Annotated in this window: 20 protein-coding genes and 1 pseudogene; 10 read left to right on the top strand and 11 right to left on the bottom strand. The window is 45.3% G+C overall.

Features of this window, described 5'->3' with window-relative positions:
* Positions 1 to 72: 72 nt before the first annotated feature.
* A complete protein-coding gene (locus tag GJB59_RS03030; protein ID WP_142827486.1) occupies positions 73 to 918 on the top strand; it encodes a mechanosensitive ion channel family protein in 846 nt (281 codons plus the stop codon).
* A gap of 61 nt (positions 919 to 979) precedes the next feature.
* Here GJB59_RS03030 and GJB59_RS03025 read toward each other — a convergent pair whose 3' ends face one another.
* Positions 980 to 1,468 (bottom strand): DUF948 domain-containing protein, encoded by a 489-nt coding sequence (locus tag GJB59_RS03025; protein ID WP_142827485.1) that lies wholly within the window; start codon positions 1,466 to 1,468, stop codon positions 980 to 982.
* 210 nt (positions 1,469 to 1,678) lie between these two features.
* On the opposite strand from GJB59_RS03025, the gene coaW reads away from it, so the two are divergent.
* Positions 1,679 to 2,494, top strand: coding sequence for a type II pantothenate kinase (gene coaW / locus GJB59_RS03020; protein WP_142827484.1), 816 nt, complete (start codon positions 1,679 to 1,681; stop codon positions 2,492 to 2,494).
* Between the two features lie 74 nt (positions 2,495 to 2,568).
* On the opposite strand, the gene GJB59_RS03015 is transcribed toward coaW, so the two are convergent.
* The 3 genes from GJB59_RS03015 to GJB59_RS03005 form a co-directional block, all read right to left on the bottom strand.
* Positions 2,569 to 3,111 carry an MFS transporter gene (locus GJB59_RS03015; protein ID WP_142827483.1) on the bottom strand — a complete coding sequence of 181 codons (543 nt, stop codon included), beginning with the start codon at positions 3,109 to 3,111 and terminating at the stop codon, positions 2,569 to 2,571.
* Positions 3,108 to 4,538, bottom strand: a complete 1,431-nt coding sequence (locus GJB59_RS03010; protein WP_236015381.1) for an FAD-binding oxidoreductase — start codon at positions 4,536 to 4,538, stop codon at positions 3,108 to 3,110. The genes GJB59_RS03015 and GJB59_RS03010 overlap by 4 nt, the downstream gene beginning before the upstream one ends.
* A 190-nt stretch (positions 4,539 to 4,728) precedes the next feature.
* Entirely contained in the window at positions 4,729 to 5,286 is a 558-nt protein-coding gene (locus GJB59_RS03005) for a nitroreductase family protein (protein WP_142827635.1), read from the bottom strand.
* A gap of 156 nt (positions 5,287 to 5,442) precedes the next feature.
* On the opposite strand from GJB59_RS03005, the gene GJB59_RS03000 reads away from it, so the two are divergent.
* Positions 5,443 to 6,840: a protoporphyrinogen oxidase gene (locus GJB59_RS03000; protein WP_142827482.1), complete on the top strand. Its 1,398-nt coding sequence runs from the start codon at positions 5,443 to 5,445 to the stop codon at positions 6,838 to 6,840.
* Between the two features lie 146 nt (positions 6,841 to 6,986).
* Here the strand turns inward: GJB59_RS03000 and katA are convergent, their stop codons facing one another.
* Together katA and GJB59_RS02990 are read right to left on the bottom strand one after the other, a co-directional pair.
* A complete protein-coding gene (gene katA, locus GJB59_RS02995) occupies positions 6,987 to 8,453 on the bottom strand; it encodes a catalase KatA (protein WP_142827481.1) in 1,467 nt (488 codons plus the stop codon).
* Between the two features lie 459 nt (positions 8,454 to 8,912).
* On the bottom strand, positions 8,913 to 9,956 hold the full coding sequence (locus GJB59_RS02990; RefSeq protein WP_142827480.1) for a C40 family peptidase: 1,044 nt from the start codon (positions 9,954 to 9,956) through the stop codon (positions 8,913 to 8,915).
* 485 nt (positions 9,957 to 10,441) lie between these two features.
* Here GJB59_RS02990 and GJB59_RS02985 point away from each other — a divergent pair, with 485 nt between their 5' ends.
* Both GJB59_RS02985 and GJB59_RS02980 read left to right on the top strand, forming a co-directional pair.
* Positions 10,442 to 11,998 (top strand): fatty acid--CoA ligase, encoded by a 1,557-nt coding sequence (locus tag GJB59_RS02985; RefSeq protein ID WP_142827479.1) that lies wholly within the window; start codon positions 10,442 to 10,444, stop codon positions 11,996 to 11,998.
* Positions 11,999 to 12,063: 65 nt separating this feature from the next.
* Positions 12,064 to 12,462: a hotdog fold thioesterase gene (locus tag GJB59_RS02980; protein ID WP_142827478.1), complete on the top strand. Its 399-nt coding sequence runs from the start codon at positions 12,064 to 12,066 to the stop codon at positions 12,460 to 12,462.
* Positions 12,463 to 12,513: 51 nt separating this feature from the next.
* Here the strand turns inward: GJB59_RS02980 and GJB59_RS19380 are convergent.
* Positions 12,514 to 13,039: pseudogene (locus GJB59_RS19380) on the bottom strand (methylated-DNA--[protein]-cysteine S-methyltransferase).
* Between the two features lie 174 nt (positions 13,040 to 13,213).
* Here GJB59_RS19380 and GJB59_RS02970 point away from each other — a divergent pair.
* Both GJB59_RS02970 and GJB59_RS02965 read left to right on the top strand, forming a co-directional pair.
* Positions 13,214 to 13,366, top strand: coding sequence for a hypothetical protein (locus GJB59_RS02970; protein WP_185960021.1), 153 nt, complete (start codon positions 13,214 to 13,216; stop codon positions 13,364 to 13,366).
* Positions 13,367 to 13,476: 110 nt separating this feature from the next.
* Positions 13,477 to 14,439: a hypothetical protein gene (locus GJB59_RS02965; protein WP_142827477.1), complete on the top strand. Its 963-nt coding sequence runs from the start codon at positions 13,477 to 13,479 to the stop codon at positions 14,437 to 14,439.
* A gap of 2 nt (positions 14,440 to 14,441) precedes the next feature.
* On the opposite strand, the gene GJB59_RS02960 is transcribed toward GJB59_RS02965, so the two are convergent.
* The 4 genes from GJB59_RS02960 to GJB59_RS02945 form a co-directional block, all read right to left on the bottom strand.
* Positions 14,442 to 15,350 (bottom strand): LysR family transcriptional regulator, encoded by a 909-nt coding sequence (locus GJB59_RS02960; RefSeq protein WP_142827476.1) that lies wholly within the window; start codon positions 15,348 to 15,350, stop codon positions 14,442 to 14,444.
* A gap of 129 nt (positions 15,351 to 15,479) precedes the next feature.
* Entirely contained in the window at positions 15,480 to 17,201 is a 1,722-nt protein-coding gene (locus tag GJB59_RS02955) for a GMC family oxidoreductase (RefSeq protein ID WP_142827475.1), read from the bottom strand.
* 21 nt (positions 17,202 to 17,222) lie between these two features.
* Positions 17,223 to 17,984 carry a gluconate 2-dehydrogenase subunit 3 family protein gene (locus GJB59_RS02950; RefSeq protein WP_142827474.1) on the bottom strand — a complete coding sequence of 254 codons (762 nt, stop codon included), beginning with the start codon at positions 17,982 to 17,984 and terminating at the stop codon, positions 17,223 to 17,225.
* A gap of 229 nt (positions 17,985 to 18,213) precedes the next feature.
* Complete coding sequence (locus tag GJB59_RS02945; RefSeq protein WP_142827473.1) at positions 18,214 to 18,468, bottom strand: hypothetical protein; 255 nt, start codon at positions 18,466 to 18,468, stop codon at positions 18,214 to 18,216.
* A gap of 213 nt (positions 18,469 to 18,681) precedes the next feature.
* Between GJB59_RS02945 and tatC the strand changes: the two genes are divergently transcribed.
* From tatC to GJB59_RS02930, 3 genes are all read left to right on the top strand, one after another.
* Positions 18,682 to 19,419: a twin-arginine translocase subunit TatC gene (gene tatC / locus GJB59_RS02940; protein WP_142827472.1), complete on the top strand. Its 738-nt coding sequence runs from the start codon at positions 18,682 to 18,684 to the stop codon at positions 19,417 to 19,419.
* Between the two features lie 34 nt (positions 19,420 to 19,453).
* The gene (tatA, locus tag GJB59_RS02935; protein ID WP_142827634.1) at positions 19,454 to 19,672 is read left to right on the top strand and encodes a twin-arginine translocase TatA/TatE family subunit; all 219 of its coding nucleotides are present in this window, start codon (positions 19,454 to 19,456) and stop codon (positions 19,670 to 19,672) included.
* A 184-nt stretch (positions 19,673 to 19,856) separates the two neighbouring features.
* The gene (locus tag GJB59_RS02930) at positions 19,857 to 21,521 is read left to right on the top strand and encodes a formate--tetrahydrofolate ligase (protein WP_142827471.1); all 1,665 of its coding nucleotides are present in this window, start codon (positions 19,857 to 19,859) and stop codon (positions 21,519 to 21,521) included.
* Positions 21,522 to 21,577 lie beyond the last annotated feature (56 nt).

Here is a 21,577-nt window from a genome sequence, read left to right as displayed (position 1 = left end):
TAGTCCCGACAAATGAAATGGAAGGTGCATATATGTTATAAAGAAACAGGATAATGGAAAGGATGATTTGTTTTGAATTTTGAAAGCTTTGATTGGGAAGCACTGCTCTTTAGCGCAGGAGTGATTGCAGCTCAAATTATCGGGATTCTCATTGCTTTTGCTTTGGTAAAAGCAATCGGGAAAAAACTGATAGATCGTTTTTTCGATAAACTGCTGGTAAAAGGCGATGTTACGAAAGGCCGTGCATTGACGCTCCAAAGTTTAACGGAAAACGTGTTCTCTTACGTATTGATTTTTATATTGGTTGCGACCCTATTCAATATATTCGGCTTGTCTGTTGCCAGTTTGATTGCGGGTGCCGGAATTATTGGGCTGGCGATAGGCTTTGGAGCTCAAGGCCTTGTCAGTGATGTAGTGACAGGTTTCTTTTTGCTGCTGGAAAAACAGCTCGACGTAAATGATTACGTGACGGTTGGAAGTCTGGACGGCATTGTAGAGGCGGTTGGTTTAAGAACAACTCAAATCCGCAGTTTCGATGGCACATTGAATTATATTCCGAATCGGGACATTACCACAGTCAGCAACCATTCGCGGGGCAATATGCGTGCACTCGTTGATATTGGCATATCTTACGATGAAAATATTGACGAAGCGGTTAGCATTATCCAAACAGCCTGCGACCAGGTGGCAGCAAAAGATTCGACAATTGTTGAAGGTCCTGATGTCATAGGGGTTCAGGCATTTGGTGCATCAGATGTGACCTTGCGGGTCATCGCAAAAGCACAAAGCGGTGAACAATGGGCGGTAGAGCGCCAATTGCGAAAAGCCATCAAAGAAGCTCTTGATGCAAAGGGCATCGAAATTCCGTTCCCGCATCAGGTCAATATCCATAAAAACATAGAAAATCCAAAAAAATGATTATGAAAACACAATGAAGCATTAAAAAAGGCAGCCTATGCGGCTGCCTTTTCCAATTCTTTTAATAGTTTTTCGGCAACTGATTTTCTTCAGCTGCAGATGTCGGAGTATAAGTGGTGTTGACGGTTTCGGAGGACGTCCGGTTTTTTATAAAATTGACAAAACCAATAGCTGTGTTGCTGTATTGATTGACTTCTGCAATGCTGCGCTTGTCATGGTCCACTCTTGATGCAATACCGCCTGTGATTGCCCGGACCGAAGCATTCAAGTCAACGACCGAATTCATTGTGCCTTTTGCAGCATCGACCAGCACGCCGACTTTTTCGGATTTTATTTGGACGTCTTCTTTTAATTCATTTGCGTTATGCGACAAGGTTGAAACTTCTAAATTGAGCTTATCGACCCGCTCTTTCAAATTGTTCGCGGAACCTTTCATCTTTTTCACCGGTTCCTTCATCCCTGATATCAGCATAACAACGCCGACGATTGCAATGATCAGCCCCACTACAAAGATTGCGAGTGCTATGTACAGCCAAATTGTTGAATCCATGCTGTTTCCTCCTCTGTTTTATTGATGTCTTGGGTATGCTATACCCGTAAAACCGCTCTGATTAACATGACGTATTGAACTAAACCCCTTTGTTTTGAGAACGGCCGGCAAACAGCTCCCATAATATAAACGAGTATGGTAGAATTTTATCATATGTGTGTTTATTATCTGGCATTTTTTAGAAAGATGCGAGAAAGAGCAGGTGCGGAAATGATTGTCGGAATAGATGCAGGCGGTACGTTGGTCAAAGTGGCGTATACCCGAAAAGGAGAAGTCCATTTTGAGAAGTATCCCATTGCTGAAATTGAGCGGGTTGCTGACTGGGTGAATGGTCTTAGCGATAGTAAAGTATGTGTAACGGGAGGCAAATCAGGGGTTTTGATTTCTTTGCTCGATCAGCCTGCCCAGGAAATGGTGGAATTTGAAGCTACTCACCTAGGTGTGCAGGTTCTTCTTAAGAAGATGGGCCGTTTGGAAGATGCTTATCTGGTGACGAATGTCGGGACTGGAACCTCTATTCACTGCATTCAGAACAATGTTCATGAGCGCTTGGGCGGAACCGGTGTCGGCGGCGGAACGTTGATCGGGTTGAGCCATTTATTGACAGGTGTTACCAGATACGATGACATTGTGGCTTTGGCAAGGCAGGGTTCCCGCGAACGAATCGATTTGAAGGTCAAGCATATTTACGAAGGCAAAGAGCCTCCCATTTCAGGAGAATTGACAGCCAGCAACTTTGGGCAGAATTTATTTGCCATTTCAGAAGATTTAACGAAAGAAGAGCTATTGGCAACGGTCATCGGCTTGGTTGGCGAAACGGTGAGCACAGTCAGTGTGCAGGCAGCCCATCAATGCAACAGTTCGACCATCGTCTACATTGGCTCTTCCTTTATTGACAATCCTTTGCTCAAGGAAGTTGTGACAAGCTATACTATTTTGCGCGGATCGGTTCCTTTATTTCTCGACAACGGGGAATTTTCAGGAGCTATGGGGGCCATGTCCGTATTAAATAAGAAGACTGTGTAATTTTCTATATAAAAAGATGCATTTTTTCGGGCCATAGTACTGGCTGGAGAAAATGCATCTTTTTAGTCTGGTTGTTATGCAGCGGTATTTTCCAGTTTCAACAATTGCAGCCCGCTCCAGGCGAAAACAAGGGAGGCAATGTAAAAGATGCTGGCGATCGTCAGAAAATCGACGAGATAACCGGTTGCGATAACGGCCAGGGCTGCGGCGACAGAGGTCCAGACATGGTAGCGGCCAATTTGCGTGCCGGCAATCTCTTTTGTGACATAGCGTGCCAGAACCGTTTTTTCGGAATTTTTTTGAACAGCCCCAAGCATACCCATCAGGACCTGCAGGATGTAGACGTGCCAAACTTCCGAAGCCAATGGAAAAAACAGCAGGAGGATGGCCATTCCCCAGGAATAGACGCCGAGCAGAGTCTTATCCCCGATGCGGTCGGCATATTTTCCAATCAGTGGATAGCACAACGCGGCTGTCAATGCGAATAGGCCATATGCCCAGCCGAACTGGGCATAGCTGTCTCCAACATTTCTGATCAGCAGAATGTAGAACGGAAAAATCATGCTGGATGCCATGCCAACGGTGCCTTGATAGTAGATAAAACGTTTATAGTTCATGGCCGGTACTCCTCGTAAAAAAGATTCATAAAGCGGTGGTCCGGATCAAACCGGTCTTTCAATTCGAAGAATTCTCCGGTTCTTGGATAAGCTTCCTGCAATTGGCCTTTTGTCGGATAGCCAAAGTATGGCAGGTAATAGCTGCCGCCATGCTTAAGAGTCACATCGATCATTTCCTGTACAACATCCTGTGTTTGCTGAACACTTTCAGTATCGGTTCCCTGGTTGATCAGAAGCACCAGTGAAAACATATCTTCTTTGGCATAGGACAAAACAGCATCCTCATTTTTTCCGACGTAGCGGATTGTAACATTCAATAAGTTGAAATCGGGATTAGCTTCCACTACGGCCTTAAGCGCCGGGATATAGTGTTCAAATTGATCTACAGGGACAAAGTACTCCTGAAGAATTTCCGTTTTTCGGCTATTGTCATATTCCATGAATTCGGAATCTGAACGCATGACATTATTGCGTGAAACGAGGTTTCCATCGATTTGTTGTGTATAGGCTGTTTGGGCATTCCAAAAGCTGTCTTTTCCGGCATCATTGATGCGAGAAAGGCCTAGGAAAAACTTCGGAACGGCCACCAGGTTTTCAGTTTTTAATTTTTGATAGTCAGGAAACGGCGTTTGGTCCTCGGCTGTTTTGTACGTAATCGTATACATTTCTTCCATAAAAGACTCTGGTGCAATGGAGATGCGGGCCAGATGCATCTTGGCATCCGGATTGTCCTGCACCTGCCGCTTGAAGTACGCAGGATAGTCGCGGTAAGGCATGCTAGCCGTTTGAGTTTCATATAGCTCATCATCAGTCAGCTCCAGCGTGACATCCAAAATAATGCCGAATAATCCGTAGCCTCCGAGAACCGCATAAAATAACTCCTTGTTTTCCGAAGGGCTCAACTGGAGAATGTCACCTTCAGCATTCAGTAAACGCATGGAGAGAACAGTATCCGTCAAACCGCCATTGCGGATGTCCAAACCGTGGGCATTGACGCTCAGCGAACCGCCCACGGTGAAAATATTCTGGGACTGGCTGACTTTCAGCGATAAACCATACGGATTGATGGCTTCCTGAATATCCGACCACGTTGCGCCGCTTTGTACAGTCACTGTTTTTTCATCTTCATTGACTTCGATGACCTGATTGTAAGGTTTCATATCGACCATGACGCCGTTCGGATACACTGTCTGTCCGCCTTGGCTGTGCTGCATACCGGCAATCGATAGGACATCTCCGGTTTTCTCGGCATTCAGTACGATTTGCTTCAGTTCCCCTTCACTCATTCCCGCCTTCACCATTTTAATCTCGACGGGCAAAAGCCGCTGATGCAGTTCAGCAGCCGGACCATTCAGCTGGGTGGAATAGACGTAAACGGACAAGCCGAAAACACATAGGTATAAAAGTATTATCCACACGGTTTTCATCGCGCCGTTCCCCTTCTTCTACAAGATTCTGAGTTCTTTTCTTTATTAGACCGATGTGCCTCGAAATAGTTCCCATGGCATAAAACAATTTATGTAACGGCGAACATGCTGAAGACTGCCATGTATTCAAAGAGGTTTTAGCAGAAAAAAAAGAGGTGCCACAGATTGCGCAACCTCTTTCAAAACCATATTATTCGCTGATAATCGTCAGCTTTTCGCGAATATCCGTACGTTCCTGTTTAGCGGGAACATGGGCAGGATAGCCAATCATCATCGTAGCGACGATTTTTTCGCCGGGTTTCACCCCGATAGCCTCGCGGAACACAGGGTTGTAGATCCAGTCATTGGAGCGCCAAATCATGCCGATGCCGCGTTCCCAGGCTGCCAGCTGAAAGTTTTGAAGCATGGAAGAAACCGCTCCATAATCCTCATCCCATCTTCTTTGTCTAGGGTCTTCCGGCATGACGACAACCAGGTGAAGGGGGATGCTGCGGAAGTAATCGGCTTTATTGAACACTTTCGGTGGGACTTCCCCGTCCGGCGTGCACATAGATTCAATAAATGCCTGGACGAATTTTTCTTTGCCAGCGTCCGTATATAGCAGAAAACGCCAAGGTTCGTTTACTTTATGGTTAGGTGCCCACTTGGCGACATTCAATAGTTCGATAATTTCTTCGACACTGACAGCGTCCACCTTGAATTTTTTGATTGAGCGTCTCTCTATGATATTCTGGTCAATAGCGTTCATCATTAAACGTCTCTCCCTTCCGCATGGAAAATGCGGGTCTCTATTCATTATCCTACCATGGTGAGAAGGGAAAAGCGTATCAAAAAAGACAAAAAGATCCCTGCTGCCAGTCTGAAATATTGGTAGAATGTAAGCATACGCAAGGAGTGGATAAAGTTGAAGAAAGCTGTAGTCATTGGTGGAGGCATTACCGGCCTTTCCGCTATGTATTATTTACAAAAACTGAATCTGCAAGAAAATCTGGATCTGGAATTGGTGCTGATTGAACGGGAAGCGCAGTTGGGCGGCAAAATCAGGACCGTTACAGATGACGAATTTGTCATGGAAGTCGGGGCAGACTCGATTGTTGCACGCCATGCCAGTGTGATGCCTCTGATTGAAGATCTTGGCATTGCGGACCGTGTTGTCTATAACGGCACGGGCATTTCCTATTTATATGCCAACAATGTGCTGCACGCCATTCCCAAAGATACAGTGTTCGGCATTCCGATGGACAAAGAAGCGCTGTTCCGTTCAACGCTCGTATCAGAAGAGGGCAAACAAGCAGCGATGAAAGATTTTGACAGCACCAATGAAAACTTTACCCGGGACAGTTCAATCGGGGAGTTTCTTGAAGCGTTCCTTGGCAGGGAGCTGGTAGAGAATCAGATTGCGCCTGTTTTGTCCGGTGTTTATTCCGGCAGCCTTCACGAACTGACGCTGGCGTCGACCCTGCCGTACTTGGTCGACTATAAAAATAAATATGGCAGCATCATTAAAGGATTTGAAGCAAACAAGGAATATTTTCAAGGTGCTGCGAATAAGAAGTTCATCTCTTTTGATGGAGGCATGCGGGTATTGATTGATGAAATGGAAAAACAGCTGGAACATGCCCGCATATTGAAAGGCGTCGGAACCAAGTCGGTCCAAAGGGATGGAGAACAGTATCTTGTGGAGTTGGAAAATGGAGCGGTGATAGAGGCGGACTACGTCATTTTGGCAACGCCTCACCAAGTTGCTCAGCGGCTTTTGGGAATAGCAGAGCTGGATACTGAGTTCGATCAGTTCCTCAATTCTTCATTGATCAGTGTCTACCTGGGGTATGACGTTCCGGATGAGCAGCTGCCGAAAGATGGCACCGGATTTATCGTCTCGCAGGAAAGTGACCTGCATTGCAACGCCTGTACTTGGACCAGCCGGAAATGGCGGCATACTTCAAAAAACCATAATTTGCTGGTTCGTCTATTTTATAAGAGTTCGCATCCTTCCTACCGAATGCTGAACAATTTGTCTGAAAAAGAACTTGTAAAAGTGGCAAGAGAGGATGTCCGCAAAAGTTTGGGAATTGAAGAAGCGCCTATAGCAGTCGAAGTGACCGGCTGGAAAAACTTGATGCCTAATTATCACATGGCCCATAAAACCGCGATCAGTGCACTGGAGCTGAAAATGGAAGAACTGGTTCCCAATGTTAAACTTGCCGGCTCGTCCTACTTTGGGGTGGGAATTGGGGCTTGCATTCAAAACGGCTCTGATCTGGCGAAAATTATTGCCAATCAATTGGTTGATGTAGAATAAGAGTTGAAAGAGGCCATAGCGGGTCTCTTTTTTGTAGGCAAATATCTGTTGAGGAATTATTTTTTACTTTGGAAAAAAGAAAAGCCATTCATCCAAATTTTGGATGAATGGCTAATTGAGAATATAGAGGTTATTTTATCAAGTAATTATTTTGTTTCAGTAAGATCCGGAACTGAAAGACCAAGGCCTTCAGCCACACGTGTACCGAATTCAGCATCCGCTTTGTACAAATGGCTGATTTGGCGAAGTTTGATGTCTTCTTTATCCACAGCGCTCAAGCCGCCGACGAAAGTTTCGACAAGACGCTCTTGCTCTTCAGCGCTTTGCAGACGGTAAAGGTCGCCTGGCTGCGTGTAATGATCTTCTTTGAAGTAAGGCACTGAATCCGTGATGCCGGATACTTCCATCTTAGCCGGTTTAGCAGCTTCAGTTTCAACAGGGCCGCCGTAGCTGTTCGGCTCGTAGTAGACAGAACCGCCGCCGTTATTGCCAAAGTTCATCTGGCCGTCGCGCTGGTAGTTGTTGACTTGGTTTTTCGCCGCGTTGATCGGCAGCATCTGGTGGTTAGCGCCTACGCGGTAACGATGAGCATCGTGGTACGCGAACAAACGGCCTTGAAGCATTTTGTCCGGTGACACGTCGATGCCAGGAACCAATGTGCCTGGGGAGAAAGTAGCCTGCTCCACTTCAGCAAAATAGTTTTCCGGATTGCGGTTAAGCACCATGCGCCCAACTTCCATTAACGGGTAGTCTTTGTGAGACCATGTTTTTGTTACATCAAATGGGTCGAAGCGATACGTGTTCGCATCTTCCAAAGGCATAACCTGCACATACATTTTCCACTCGGGAAAATCGCCTTGTTCAATTGCATTGAAAAGGTCTTCCGTGTGGAAATCAGGGTTTTCACCAGCAATTTTGTCCGCAACTTCCTGAGTGATGTTTTGAATGCCTTGCTCAGTAAGCATGTGGTATTTGATCCAAACTGATTGGCCTTCCGCATTTGTCCATTTGAATGTGTGGCTGCCGAAACCATGCATGTGACGAAGAGTAGCAGGAATTCCGCGGTCGCCCATCAAATAAGTAACCTGGTGCAATGATTCTGGTGATAATGACCAGAAGTCCCACACTGCGTTAGGGTTTTTCAGGTGAGTACGTGGATCGCGTTTTTGTGTATGGATAAAATCAGGGAATTTAATCGCATCTTGGATGAAGAAAATTGGCGTATTGTTGCCGACTAGATCATAATTTCCTTCTTCTGTATAGAATTTCAATGAAAATCCGCGCGGGTCACGGACAGTATCAGCAGATCCCAGTTCACCGGCTACGGTTGAGAAGCGGGCGAACATGTCGGTTTTTTTGCCGACTTCAGATAAGAAAGCGGCTTTTGTATATTGGGAGACATCTTGAGTTACTTCAAAATATCCGTGAGCTCCGGCGCCTTTGGCATGTACTACACGCTCAGGAATACGTTCTCTATTGAAATGTGCAAGCTTTTCAAGCAGATGAACATCTTGTAATAGGACAGGGCCGCGTTGTCCGGCCGTCTGGGAATTCTGGTTGTCTCCGACTGGGGCACCCCAGCTGGTTGTTAAACCTGTTTTATTTGTACTCATGAATCGTACACCTCATTCTCTTTTTTATGTAAACACTACAAACTTAATAATAACAGTTTTTAAATTAAAATCAATTCTAAGTGATAATGATTATAATTAGCGAGATTTTCCAGTCAAACTATTGATTTCAAGAGGAAGAAAAGCAAAAAAGAGCAGCAGCGGCCAAGCCGCTGCTGCTCTTCTTATATAGAAGCTTCTGCTTCTGCTTTTCTTGTTGTCCAGACTCCAGCACCCAGCTCTTTGGGTCATAAGCCAGCCCGACTGCGCGGCAAAAAGCGCCGCTTTGCCGGTCTTTCTTATGCCCGTCAGAGCTACACGGGCGCTTCCGCTTTTCTGTGTCCAGACTTCAGCAGCCAGCCCCTCGAGTCGCTTCAGCCTTACTAGCAATGGCGAAGACCGCCATCACCGGTAAGGCTTCCAGCGCTTGTCAGGGCTCCATGGCTGCTTCCGCTTTTCTTGTTACCTCATTGCGTTCAAGCGCTGGTAGCTATCAAAGTGCTTGCCCCAATAACTGTCGTTCAAGCTGGTAATTTGAACTCGATCGCCGCCAGCATGAATAAAGCTGTTGTTGCCGATGTAGATACCCATATGTGAAATCCCAGGGCGGTATGTATTCTTAAAGAACACCAAATCGCCCACCTGAGGGGAGCTCACTGCAGAAGACATCGCATCATAGCCTGTTGTATTCGTTCTTGGAATGCTGATTCCCGCTTTATTGTAAACATGATAGATGAAGCCGCTGCAATCGAAGCCGCCTGGTGCAGCACCGCCCCATTTATAAGGTGTACCCAGCAGCGAATTCGCTGTAGCAACCAGTGTTGAAATATTCCCGGATGGCGCAGGTGCAGCTGAAACTGGATTAGAAACAGTCACGGGCTGTTTAACTGCCGAACTGCCATCAACTTTCAATACCTGGCCAACTCGGATCGAGCTTGTTTTCAAACCGTTTAAGCTCGTTAGCTGTGAGACCGTTGTCCCGTGTTTTTTAGCGATATTGAATAATGTATCGCCACTGACTACGCGGTAGCTACTGGTTTTGGAAACAGTAGGAGCCTTGGCAGGAGCTTTAATAGTCGTTGCTGGTGCAGTCGCCTGTGCTTGTCCACGGACAGTTATTTTTTGTCCGGGACGGATCATGCTTCCCGAAAGCTTATTTAACTGTTGGATAGAACTAACGCTGGTACTGTGAACTCTGGCTATGTGTGACAATGTATCTCCAGCTTTTACCGTATATGTACTTACTGAGCTTGCAGATGTTTTAGGAGCAGTGACCTTTGGTGGGGATGTTACAGCTGCAACCTTAATTTTTTGATTAGGATAAATAGAATTGGAGGATAATTTGTTCCACGTGATCAGTTGATCAACCGATACATTATTGCTGGAAGCGATTTTCCATAATGTATCTCCTGGCTTAATAGTGTAATTACTGGCTTCGGTGTCCGAAGTACCAATTGCCAACGATAAGGTAGTAGCTGCAAATAATGTAAAAATAATTTTTCTCATCCTCAAACCCCTTTTTCTCTTCTTTTTATAGATAATTCAATCTATTCTCTGTAATTTACTTAATTCTATATAATTAATCCGATATAGGCAATAAGTTTCAATATTACATTTGTGTTACAAAAATAAAAGTAACAAAATGCGTGTTTTGTATTTATCATTGAAAAGTAGTTCTTATGCGATTAAATGTTTTTAATGAGTGATAGTTTGCACATTAACTTTATCGGTCTCATTTAATAAATGTTAATAGCCCAGTAAAAAAATATGGGATGTTAGGGGTAAAACGCTTTATGTTTAGCAAAATAGAAAAATAAAGCGATACTGACATCTGGTATGTTATTTCAGTTCAAATAGCAGTCTCTTAAAATAGGGACTAATTTCTTATACAAAGATGAGCCTTTGAATTGTTGCAATATTTCTTTTTTTCTGACATCATGTAATGAAATGACTAAAGAAAACGATTTCATTAGAAGGAGGAGAAGCGAAGGATGTATGCGACACTTGGCAAAATCTTTGATCAGACAGTAGGTCTGTATCCGGACAAAGAAGCGCTGGTTGACGTGAGAAGAGGGGAAAGATGGACCTACTCACAATGGAGTGCTGAAGTTCATCGTTTAGCGAATGCTTTAACTTCAGCAGGCGTCAGTAAAGGAGATCGTGTTTCTACTTTTTTGTTTAACAACCGTGAATTGCCTACTGCATTATTTGCCTGTGCAAAGATCGGGGCTGTTTTTAATCCCATCAATTTCCGGTTAAAGCCGGAAGAGCTGGTGTATATTTTAAATGATGCGACACCTGAAGTCGTCCTCTTCGAAGAAGCGTTAAAAGACACTGTCAAGGGAGTCGCCGCACATTTTCCAAGTATCCAATTTTGGTTTATAGACGAAAATGTTCCTGACTATGCAGTGAGTTATCGGAAACGGGTCGGTGCAGCGCCAGCAACAGATCCTTTCGTGCAGGTTGATGAACTCGATACCTACGCCATTATGTATACAAGCGGTACGACCGGGCGGCCAAAAGGAGTGATTCATCGCCATCGCGACATGACTGAACAAAGCATGACGTGCATTGCGATGCTGAAATATACGAAAAATGATGTGGGTCTGGTGATCGCACCGATGTTTCATTGTGCTGAATTGCATTGCTGTGTTATTCCACGCGTTCAAGCAGGAGCTTCAAGCATCATCTTGCATCAATTCACCCCTCAAGCAGCTGTGGACACTATTGAAAAAGAAAAGGTTACGGTCATGTTTGCTGTGCCGACCATGTGGAGCATGATAGCGGATCTGGGTGGAGCGGATTCAAAAGTCAAAACGCTGCAGCGTGGATTGTATGGAGCGGCTCCAATGGCGCCCGTACTGGTCAAGCAGGTCAAAGAAGTCCTTGGTATTGATTTGATTCAGGCCTATGGCCAAACGGAAATGGGTCCGGCTATCACATTCCTGGCAGAAGACGAACAGCTGACCAAAGCGGGATCTGCCGGCAAACCTGCCTTTAACCATGAAATCCGAATTGTTCGGCCAAATGAAAAAGGGCCATCGGAGCCGGATGACAGAGTAGGGATATTTGAAGTGGGAGAAATCATTGTACGAGGTCCGAGCATGATGGCTGGTTACTTCCATCGTCCGCAGGCTACCTCCCGCGTATTATATAAAGGCTGGTATCATACGAGTGATCTGGGGTATATGGATGAAGATGGCTATTTGTTTGTGGCCGATCGGGTGGATGACATGATCATCAGCGGCGGAGAAAATATCTATCCGCGTGAAGTGGAGGATGTTCTGCATGAACATGACCAGGTTCGGGATGTTGCCGTTCTGGGAATTCCTGACCAAAAATGGGGCGAAGCGGTGATGGCATTTATCGTCGCTAAAGATGCTTTGCTGACGGAGCAGCAACTGGAAGAGTTTTGCCTCAATAATGATAAGCTTGCCCGTTTTAAACGGCCAAGAACTTATCGCTTTGTCGATGAACTGCCGCGCAATGCCAGCGGAAAAATACAAAAGTTCCTTTTGCGTGAACTTTATGCTAAAAGCGAAGCTTGATGAATAAGTTCCTTAGGCAGGCATCAGGATTGAGGAATTTTTAACTGGAGAAGGAGAATGCCATTATGCAAATGAAACCGTTAGAGGAAACAATTGCGGGTGTGTTGGGGATTGAATTCGTTGAGGTCGGCCCTGATAAAGTGAGAGCGACAATGCCTGTGCACGCAGCTACACATCAGCCTTTTGGGCAGTTGCATGGCGGAGCTTCCGTCGTATTGGCAGAATCAGTCGCCAGTGTCGGAACCTGGCAGTTGATCGATCAGGAAAACGAAATTGCCGTCGGTTTAGAAATCAATGCCAATCACCTGCGCGGCAAACAGGAGGGACTAGTGACCGCTATCGGAACACCACTGCATAAAGGCAGAACGACGATGGTCTGGGATATTAAAATCGTTGATGAAGAAGAAAAACTTATTTGTGTTTCAAGATGCACTGTAGCGATCGTCAAAAAGAAAAAGCAATAGTTTTGAATGGAAAACGGACTCCCCGCCACGGCAAAAGAAGCGGAAGTTCGTTTATTTTGTTGGCAGATTTTGAGTTTCCAAATCCAGCAGCAATCGTTTGAAAGCAAGTCCGCCTCTATAGCCTGACATGGTTCCATTCTTGCCAATGACGCGGTGGCAGGGCACGGTGATAAGCAATGGATTTGCGGCAATCGCGGTTGCCACTGCGCGCACAGCTGAAGGCCGGCCGATCTGTTCGGCAATTTCAGAATAAGAAAAGGTCTGCCCATACGGTATTTTTTAAAGCCTGCCATGTTTGTTGCTGAAAAGGAGTTCCCTGTACATCGGTAGGCAAAGAAAATACTAGATGCGAACCCTTCAGATAAGCTGTTAATTCCTGACTGTAGTCCGAAAGCATTCCGTCGTTTTTTACAAGAGCTGCCGCAGGAAAACGTTTATTGAAATAAGCTGTAAATTTCTCAAGGCTTTCACCGGGAGAACCGACGTAACACAATCCTTTTTCAGTTCTGGCGATGTGAAATTTCCACGAATTGTATTCGATCGTTGACCAATAAATGGCGGGGTGGGCGACTGGCATATCTTTTTCATCCTTTCCTTTAAAATGCGCGGCAGGGATTAGTCTTTTGTTTCTATACTAAGTACAAAATAAGGTTTTGATTCAAAAAAAGCAAGAAACGGAATTTATGAGGAAAAACGTTTTTCAGTTTTAATGGCTGGCATTCGGCAAAAAGTAAATTAAGGAGGGATTAAGATGGCAAGAGACAAAAATTTAGAGGAACTAAAGCAAAAACAGCTGGAAAAGGAGCTAAGAGAACAAGAGAATGATATGGAAATGACAGACAGCGGACGAATCCCGAATCTGCAGGACGATCTGGAAGACAAAGAGGATCAAGAGAAGCAATAAAAGAAGAGAAAACCATTTCCCGCATTTCGGTTTCGACCGAGGTGCGGGTTTTTCATGGGGAGGCATGTTAATATAGACACTATCAAAAATGCAAAGAGAGAGTGGTTTATATGTTTAATTCCTTAACCGAATTAATGGACGAAAAAAAGTTGGCAGACAAGCGCTCAATCCCATGGAACCAGATTTGCCAAGAAGAGCGGCTGTCGGAACGGTTCATCAAAGAAAACCTGGATCAAGTGAATTGGAAGCTGATTTCACGTCACCAGGATTTATCAGAAGGCTTTATCCGCAAGTACAGAAACCGTTTGTTTTGGGATGAGATTATTCAAGCGCAAAAGCTTTCTGAAGCCTTTATCGAAAAATATGCAGACAAGAAAAAATGGCGTCCGATTGCGGCAGATGAACTTAGTAAAAAGCAGCAAAAGACGGTAGAAAAAGAAGGCAAGTCGTTTGATGAGGCGGAATACTGGAAGCTGGTTTCGGTGAAGCAGCAGCTGGCAAACTCCAAAGGGCTGTCTCCGGCATTTATTGAAAAGCATCAGCATGAATTATCATGGCCAGAGCTTTGCCGGCATCAGCATTTACCCATGCCGTTGATCGACCGCCATGCCCGTCAAGTGGATTGGACATTAGTGACGCGCCATCAGACTTTGTCTGAACGTTTTATCGAGAAGTACAGCAAAGATGTTGAATGGGAAACCATTTCGTTCCATCAGTCCTTGTCTGAACGCTTCATCAATCGGCACCATGCGAAAATGAGCTTTATTTCAGCGGAAGACGGGCGTTCGGAAAGCTTTCTCTATACCCATTTCAACAAGCTGGATGCGGCATCGATTCTCGAGCACCAGCAGTTGAAAGAAGTGAAAAAGTATGAGCCTTTGGATGTCTATGTGCTGACCAAGAACGGCCAGAAAAAATACATTCTTAAATTCCATGACCTTACCGAAAACTTGGAGCCAATCCGAAAAGCCGATGAGGAAGAGCTGTATGAACAATTGGAGGAAAATGATTTATTGGCAACCGTGGAGGAAGATTTCCCGGAACTGATGATCATTGGGGATATACGGTTCTGATGCTATTCTCCGTTAGCTAGTGCTTTCTTTTTTTGTTCTTCCAAAAACTCAATCGTATAAGCGATAAATTCCTTGACGGTATCTGTTTGGCTGCGATCTTTGTGCCAGACGAGTCCTACCGAGCGGGTACATTCCGGTTCGGAAATTTTCAATTCGGTCAATTGTAGAGAAGAGATGCGTTTGCTGCGGATTAATGAAGGGCTGAAAGCGATGCCGAGACCTTTTTCAACCAGTTCGTAAGTGACGCCAGTCTCATCTCCTTCAAATGCGAAGTCAGGATAGAAGCCGGCCCGGGCGCAGAGGTTTTCGGTCAAGTCGCGAAAACCGTAGCCTGGAGGCATAACGATAAACGGGTCATTGCGCACTTCTGTCAGCTCAATGCTACTGCGTGAGGCGAGAGGGTGGGTTAGAGGTACCGCCAATAGGATTTCTTCCTCTATAATAGGGTACCACTCGATATTTTCGCCTTGGATAGGAAAAGTGGAGATGCCAACATCAATCTCACCGCTTTCGAGCTGGCTTTGCATGCGTTGGGCAAACGCCTGGTATTGGCGGAATTGAGTTTGAGGATGGGTTTTCAGGAATCCCCCCAACAGTTCGGGGAGGATAGTCGGAATGGTGACCGCTACCGAAATCAGGCGATTTTGTTTTTCCGTCAAAAAAGCCAGTTCTTTCTCGCTTTTTTGCAGTTCCAGAAAAATTGCATCGACAGTTTTCAGGTAAGCCTGTCCCAAAGAGTTCAAACGGATTTGTCGGCCGGTGCGATCGAACAACTGGTAGCCGAGACGTGTTTCCAGCTTGGCAATGGTTTTACTGAGTGCGGGTTGGGAAACGTTGAGCGCTTGAGCGGCTTTCGTCAGGTGCTGGTGTTTTGCCACTTCTTGAAAATACTTTAATTGCAGAAAATCCATGTCCTTTCTCCTCTCTAGAAACTTTCTTGTGCTGAACACATTGTAGTACATTCGAGCCCTGCCCCGCAATAAACAAAAAGCTGCAGGTTCCAAATGGAACCTGCAGCTTTTTGAATTAAATTGAATTGATCAGACGAGAGAACCGCCATCTTTTAAGAATCGCTGGATGCCTTCGGCTGCACGGTAAGAAAGCGCGCCTAAAGTTCCTGTTGGGTTGAATGCACTGTTGTGCGGGAAAGCGGATGCTCCGACAACAAATACGTTTTCAGCATCCCACATTTGCATATAGCTGTTGACTGCGGACGTTTCAGGATCTGCTCCCATGATAACGCCGCCTGTATTATGGGTGTTGGTGTCTTTGTTGACGTTGAAGTCGCCTTGTTCTTCGTTTGTCTGGATGATATCAGCACCGATTTCTTCCGCGATTTTGTGCGTAACCTTGGATATATATTTCACCAGTTCACGGTCTTGGTCTGTATAGTTGAATGTCATGCGCAATAAAGGCTTGCCGTATGCATCTTTATACTCCGGGTCCAAATCCAGGTAGTTGTAGCGGTGTGGCATGCTGGCTCCCTGTGATTTAACCGGGAAATAGCTGTTGGCGTATTTGATCGATGCCGCTTTAAACTCAGCGCCCCATGCAGGTGTGCCAGCAGGAACCACATTGTTCGCAATCGGACGGTTGCCGTATTGGGTAACTCGGATGCCTGCACCGTGAAGGAAGTTCAAATCTGAATGATCAAATGCATCGCCGACTAAATCAGGGATCTCGATGCCAAGTGCGCCTGCTCCACCATAAAGATTGAATTCCTTATCTTCAAAGAACAGCATAGAAGAAGCTGAACTGACCTGATAGCAATAGTTTTTGCCGATCGACCCGGTTTGATTTGCTGAGTTGTATGGTTTCCCGAGTCCTGCATTTAACAATAATCGGACGTTGTTGTACACATAGCTTGCCAGAACAACGACTTCAGCAGGCTGTTCAAATTCCTCACCGGTGATCGTGTCCACATAAATGACGCCGGTCGCTTTTGATCCGTCATTCAAGATTTCGATAACGTTGGAATGTGTGCGCAGATCCAGGTTCCCTGTTTGTTTAGCGACAGGGATGACCGTTACTGCAGGGTCAGCTTTAGCGCCATATTCGCAACCGAAGTTTTCGCAATATGCACAGTATTGGCAAGCAGCGCGGGAGATGCCATCCGGATTTTCATAAGCTTCGGAAAGATTGCCTGAAGGCAGTATATAAGGAGAGTAGCCCAGATTTTTTGTAGCTGTTTCAAATAATTCCATGATTGGCGTCTTCAGCATGGGGCCCGTTGGATAAGGGTTTGAACGAACGCCATAACCGAATCCTTCCACCGTTTCACCGGAAATCCCCGCCATTTTTTCGAATGTATCGTAATACGGTTCGATTTCGTCGTAAGTGATTCCCCAATCCTGAAGAGGCATATCCGCGCTGATTTTATCAGGGCCGTAACGTTCTTCAGTCATGGTTTTGATTTCGAAATCATATGGAAGGAAACGATAAGTTTGTCCGTTCCAGTGGCTTCCGGCTCCGCCAACGCCATCTCCGACGATGAAAGTGCCATAATCGCGCATTGGAAGGGCGCGAGTCTTTTCGTCATTACGGCTTGTGATGGTTTCTTTGGATAGATCCTGCATCAATTCCTCACGGTGCTGGTAACGCAATTCATCGTGAGCCATCATATAATCGCTGGTGTTTCTATCTTTGCCGCGTTCGAGTCCGACAACGGATATGCCTGCTTTGGTCAGTTCAGCTGAAACAATGCCGCCTGCCCAGCCCATGCCGACAACAACGACGGGTACTTTAGGTAATTTTGTAGCCATATTTATCAATCCTTCCTGTCATTAATGGCCCATGTGGCTCGTAAGGCTCTCTGGGTCCAATTGAACGAAATCGCTGTTTTGGATTTCTTGTGCAAAGCTTAAGCGAGTGCCTGGGTATTTACGCATTGCCCATCCCTGCATATCTTTGTTGCCGCCATATAGTGGATCGGCGTAGACGCCTTCAATCGTCAAAGTGCGCAGCAGGCTGAAGAAGATGCTTGAACGCACCTTTGAAATTTCAGGTGCCTTGTCTTCGCTGAAAGCTGTCAATATCTCGTCTTGCTGCTCGGCTTCGAGGTCGACGAAGTTTGCTTGGAACGTTTTATTGCTGTGAGTATTTAAGGCTGCCAATCCCATGGTGAAAAGGTCTTTGCGCAAAATACGGATTTGGCTGCCTTGGGTTTCTTCCGCTTTGTAAAACGGTCCGGCCATATATTCTTTGGAGTTGATGCCCCAAGCTCCAGCCAGTTGATGGTCGATATAAATGGCGGCGTTCAATTCCATGGCGCCTGGTCCGTTGTCGTCTTTTGGATAAATGCGTTCAGCAGCTGCCTGGGTCAATTGATATTGGTCGGGCGTAAAGAACATTAATGCTGCTGCGGGATTTACGGTCAATGCCGGTGCAGCGGGTGCAGTTTCTTGCGTTGTCGTCGTGTTGTTAACGCCGAACAAGCTTCCGATCGCCCCTCCTAAAACAACTCCTCCGACTGTCAGCCCGGAATTTTTTAAGAAATCGCGTCTCGTTGTTCCTTTTTTGCCAGCTTGTGTATTGTTGTCTGCCATGATAAAACCTCCAATTTCTTCAAAGTAAAGCGAGAAAACTCTATTTAGAACCTTGTCCTGGTATTTTTTCTTAGATAAGAATAATGATCCCATACACACAAATTAAAATTATACGCCGATGGATGCGTTAAGAATAATACTTATTTATCCATGAATATATATACTTTAGGTTATGATAAAATTGAAAAAGAAGATTCCTATAAGCAAGGAATCTTCTTTTGGATTCGAATTAAAAAATTGCTCCCCAGTTGAAAGCCAATGAAAAGACCACTGTTGCCAAGACCAAACTGATATTGAACAGGAGGTATTTCGTCCCTGTCCAGCATAGGACAATAATGGCTAAACCGACTGAAGCTCCTGCTAAAGCAAACCAGGGGAATACGGCATTATTCAGGAAAAGAAAATAAGCAAAGTCTCCTACCAAGAAGATGGCTAAGAGCAATTGATTGATCATCCTCAATTCTTCATCGTTATATTTCGTCATGTAATTCACCTGCCTCGATAAAAATTCGATAACCATAAATATATGATTTACAAATCGTTTATGAAGAGTATAATAACAAGTGGAAAGAAACGTCAATCACTATTTTAATAAAGTTTCACAGATAGAAAGAGAAACTTTGTTGGAATGAGGGCAGTTTTGCCAAGGTTTCCTGCAGAGGATTCCTGAAGTTCACAAAATGGGTGGTTAAGGAATATGGAACAAGAATTTACTCTTGTCGAGCATTTGACAGAGTTAAGAAAGCGGCTTATTGTAATCGCTGTTGCATTTACCGTTTCTTTGGGCATCGGATTTGCCATAGCAGCAAAAATTCTAAACTTCATCAAGATGCAGCCAACGGCAGTCAATGTCGATTGGAATGTCTTCGGCTTTACCGATGGCATCATGATTTACTTTAAATGTGCTTTGTTGTTGGCCATTTTGATCACTTTGCCGGTGCTTTTGCATCAAATTTGGCTATTTGTGAAACCAGGCTTATCAGAGAATGAAGCGAAAGGAACGTTTTTATTCATCCCAGTGTCATTCTTCTTGTTTTTTGCAGGAGTTAGTTTCAGTTACTTTATCCTATTTCCGATGATGCTGAATTTCATGTCTGATATCAATCAATCAATTGGCGCAACCGAGACATATGGGATGAGCCAGTATTTCACATTTATGTTCAACCTCATCATTCCAGTGGGAATCGTTTTTGAAATGCCGGTTGTCATCATGTTCCTGACCAAGTTGGGAATTGTTACGCCCGCATCTTTGCGGAAAATGAGGAAAATCGCTTATTTTGTGCTGGTAGTGATCGGTGTATTGATTTCGCCTCCGGATTTCCTGTCGGACGTCTTGATCATCATCCCATTATTCGTCTTGTTTGAGATCAGCATTGTGGTTTCCAGCATCACTTTAAGAAGGTCGAATCAACGGCTTGAAAAAGAGCTTAAATGAAAATGGCATCCAGAATACAGTAAAGGAGGGATTTATTATGCCGAATATCGGTGTGCCGGGACTAATCTTAATCCTGATTATCGCGTTGATCATCTTCGGGCCAGCTAAATTGCCGCAATTAGGGCGAGCGGTAGGCCAAACTTTGAAAGAGTTCAAAAACTCGACAAAAGAAGTGATGGACGACGTGACGTCAGAATTTGAGTTGGAAGAAAAGCAGAACAAAGAAAAACAAACCGATCTTACAAAAAAATAAAATAGACTCTGGTTGCGTAAGAATAATCTTCTAGCATTGCTTCGGGGCAATGCAGTCAACTGGAAGGATGTCCTTACGTCAGTGAAAATAACCGCCTCTCGGAAATTTAGGGAGGCGGTTATTTTTTATTTTAGCAAAAACAGGTTATACTGAATAAAAAAAATTGAAAGTTGGGATTCTATTCATGGCGTTTACGGATTTATCAATTGCGAGTAAAGCGACGATCCTGCCGATTTTGGAAATTGCAGAACAGGCAGGCATCTCTAAAGAAGCCTTGGAATTGTACGGAAACTATAAAGCAAAAATTAATGTTGATCGATTGCCGCCTGTTCAAAAAATGGGACAAGTGGTGCTGGTTACAGCTATCAGCCCCACTCCTGCCGGAGAAGGAAAGTCTACCGTTACAGTAGGATTAGCAGATGCATTTAAACAATTAGATGAATCGGTCGCAGTTGCGCTCCGCGAACCATCTTTGGGTCCAGTCATGGGCGTAAAAGGCGGAGCCACTGGCGGCGGATTTGCACAAGTCTTGCCAATGGAAGATATCAATCTTCATTTTACAGGGGATATACACGCTATTACTTCAGCGAACAACGCTTTGGCTGCGTTGATTGATAATCATCTCCACCAAGGAAATCTCTTGAATATCGATCCGCGCCGCATCACATGGAAGCGCGCGCTCGATATCAATGACCGCGCGCTGCGGCAAGTAACAATTGGTCTTGGCGGCCCTGGACAGGGAATTCCTCGCCAGGACGGTTTCGACATTACCGTAGCTTCAGAAATTATGGCGGTTCTTTGTTTAGCGACTTCTTTATCGGATTTAAAAGAGCGATTGGCACAGATGGTCATTGGCTACACGTACAACAGGGAGCCGATCACGGTAAGGGACCTTGGAGTGGAAGGTGCTTTGACGTTATTGCTGAAAGAAGCGTTTAAGCCCAATCTGGTTCAGACGATCGAAGGAACTCCTGCCATCATTCATGGCGGCCCGTTCGCAAACATAGCCCATGGCTGCAACTCGTTGATTGCGACGAACACAGCAAGAAGGCTGGCAGATATTGTCGTAACAGAAGCCGGGTTCGGAGCAGATCTAGGTGCAGAGAAGTTTATGCACATCAAGTCGCGAAAAGGTGGGTTCCATCCCGATGCGGTTGTCATTGTAGCGACGGTCCGTGCGCTGAAAATGCATGGCGGTATTGCAAAAAATCTATTGGCTGAAGAAAATGCCCATGCGGTGAAACAGGGAATGGTTAACTTAGAAAAGCATGTGGACACCATCCGTCAATTTGGCATTGAGCCGGTTGTCGCGTTGAATCGTTTTGCGGGGGACAGTGAATCGGAATTAGCAGTCGTTCTGGACTGGGCGGAGGCAGAAGGAGTTGCCATTGCCATGACGGAAGTCTGGGAGAAAGGCGGGCAAGGCGGAATTGCCTTGGCCAAATTGGTCAAGCAGGAATTGCAGCGCCCGACAGATTTCCAGCACTTGTACAAGGAAGACGATGAAATTGAAGACAAGCTTCGTGCGATTGTCCAAAAAGTATATGGGGGAGCCGATATTCAATTATCGGACCTCGCGCAAAAACAATTGGTCGAATTGAAGAAGTACGGATGGGATTCTTTGCCGATCTGCATGGCGAAAACCCAGTATTCGTTATCGGATCAGCCAAAACTGCTTGGCCGTCCCGAAGGGTTTATCATTACGATCCGGGAAATCATGCCGAAGCTGGGAGCAGGATTTTTGGTCTGCCTGACAGGTGACATCATGACCATGCCGGGTCTTCCGAAACAGCCTGCCGCTCTGAATATGGACGTTGCAGATGATGGCAAAGCCATCGGTTTATTTTAAAAATGAAAGACCCGGGCAAAGCTCCGGGTCTTTTTTGTGTTCACATATGGCGGGTG

The sequence above is a fragment of the Planococcus soli genome, assembly GCF_016881065.1.
In the GTDB taxonomy this organism is placed as follows: domain Bacteria; phylum Bacillota; class Bacilli; order Bacillales_A; family Planococcaceae; genus Planococcus; species Planococcus soli.
The sequence above is the reverse complement of the archived record's forward strand: the minus strand, read 5'-3'. Positions and strand labels throughout refer to the sequence as shown.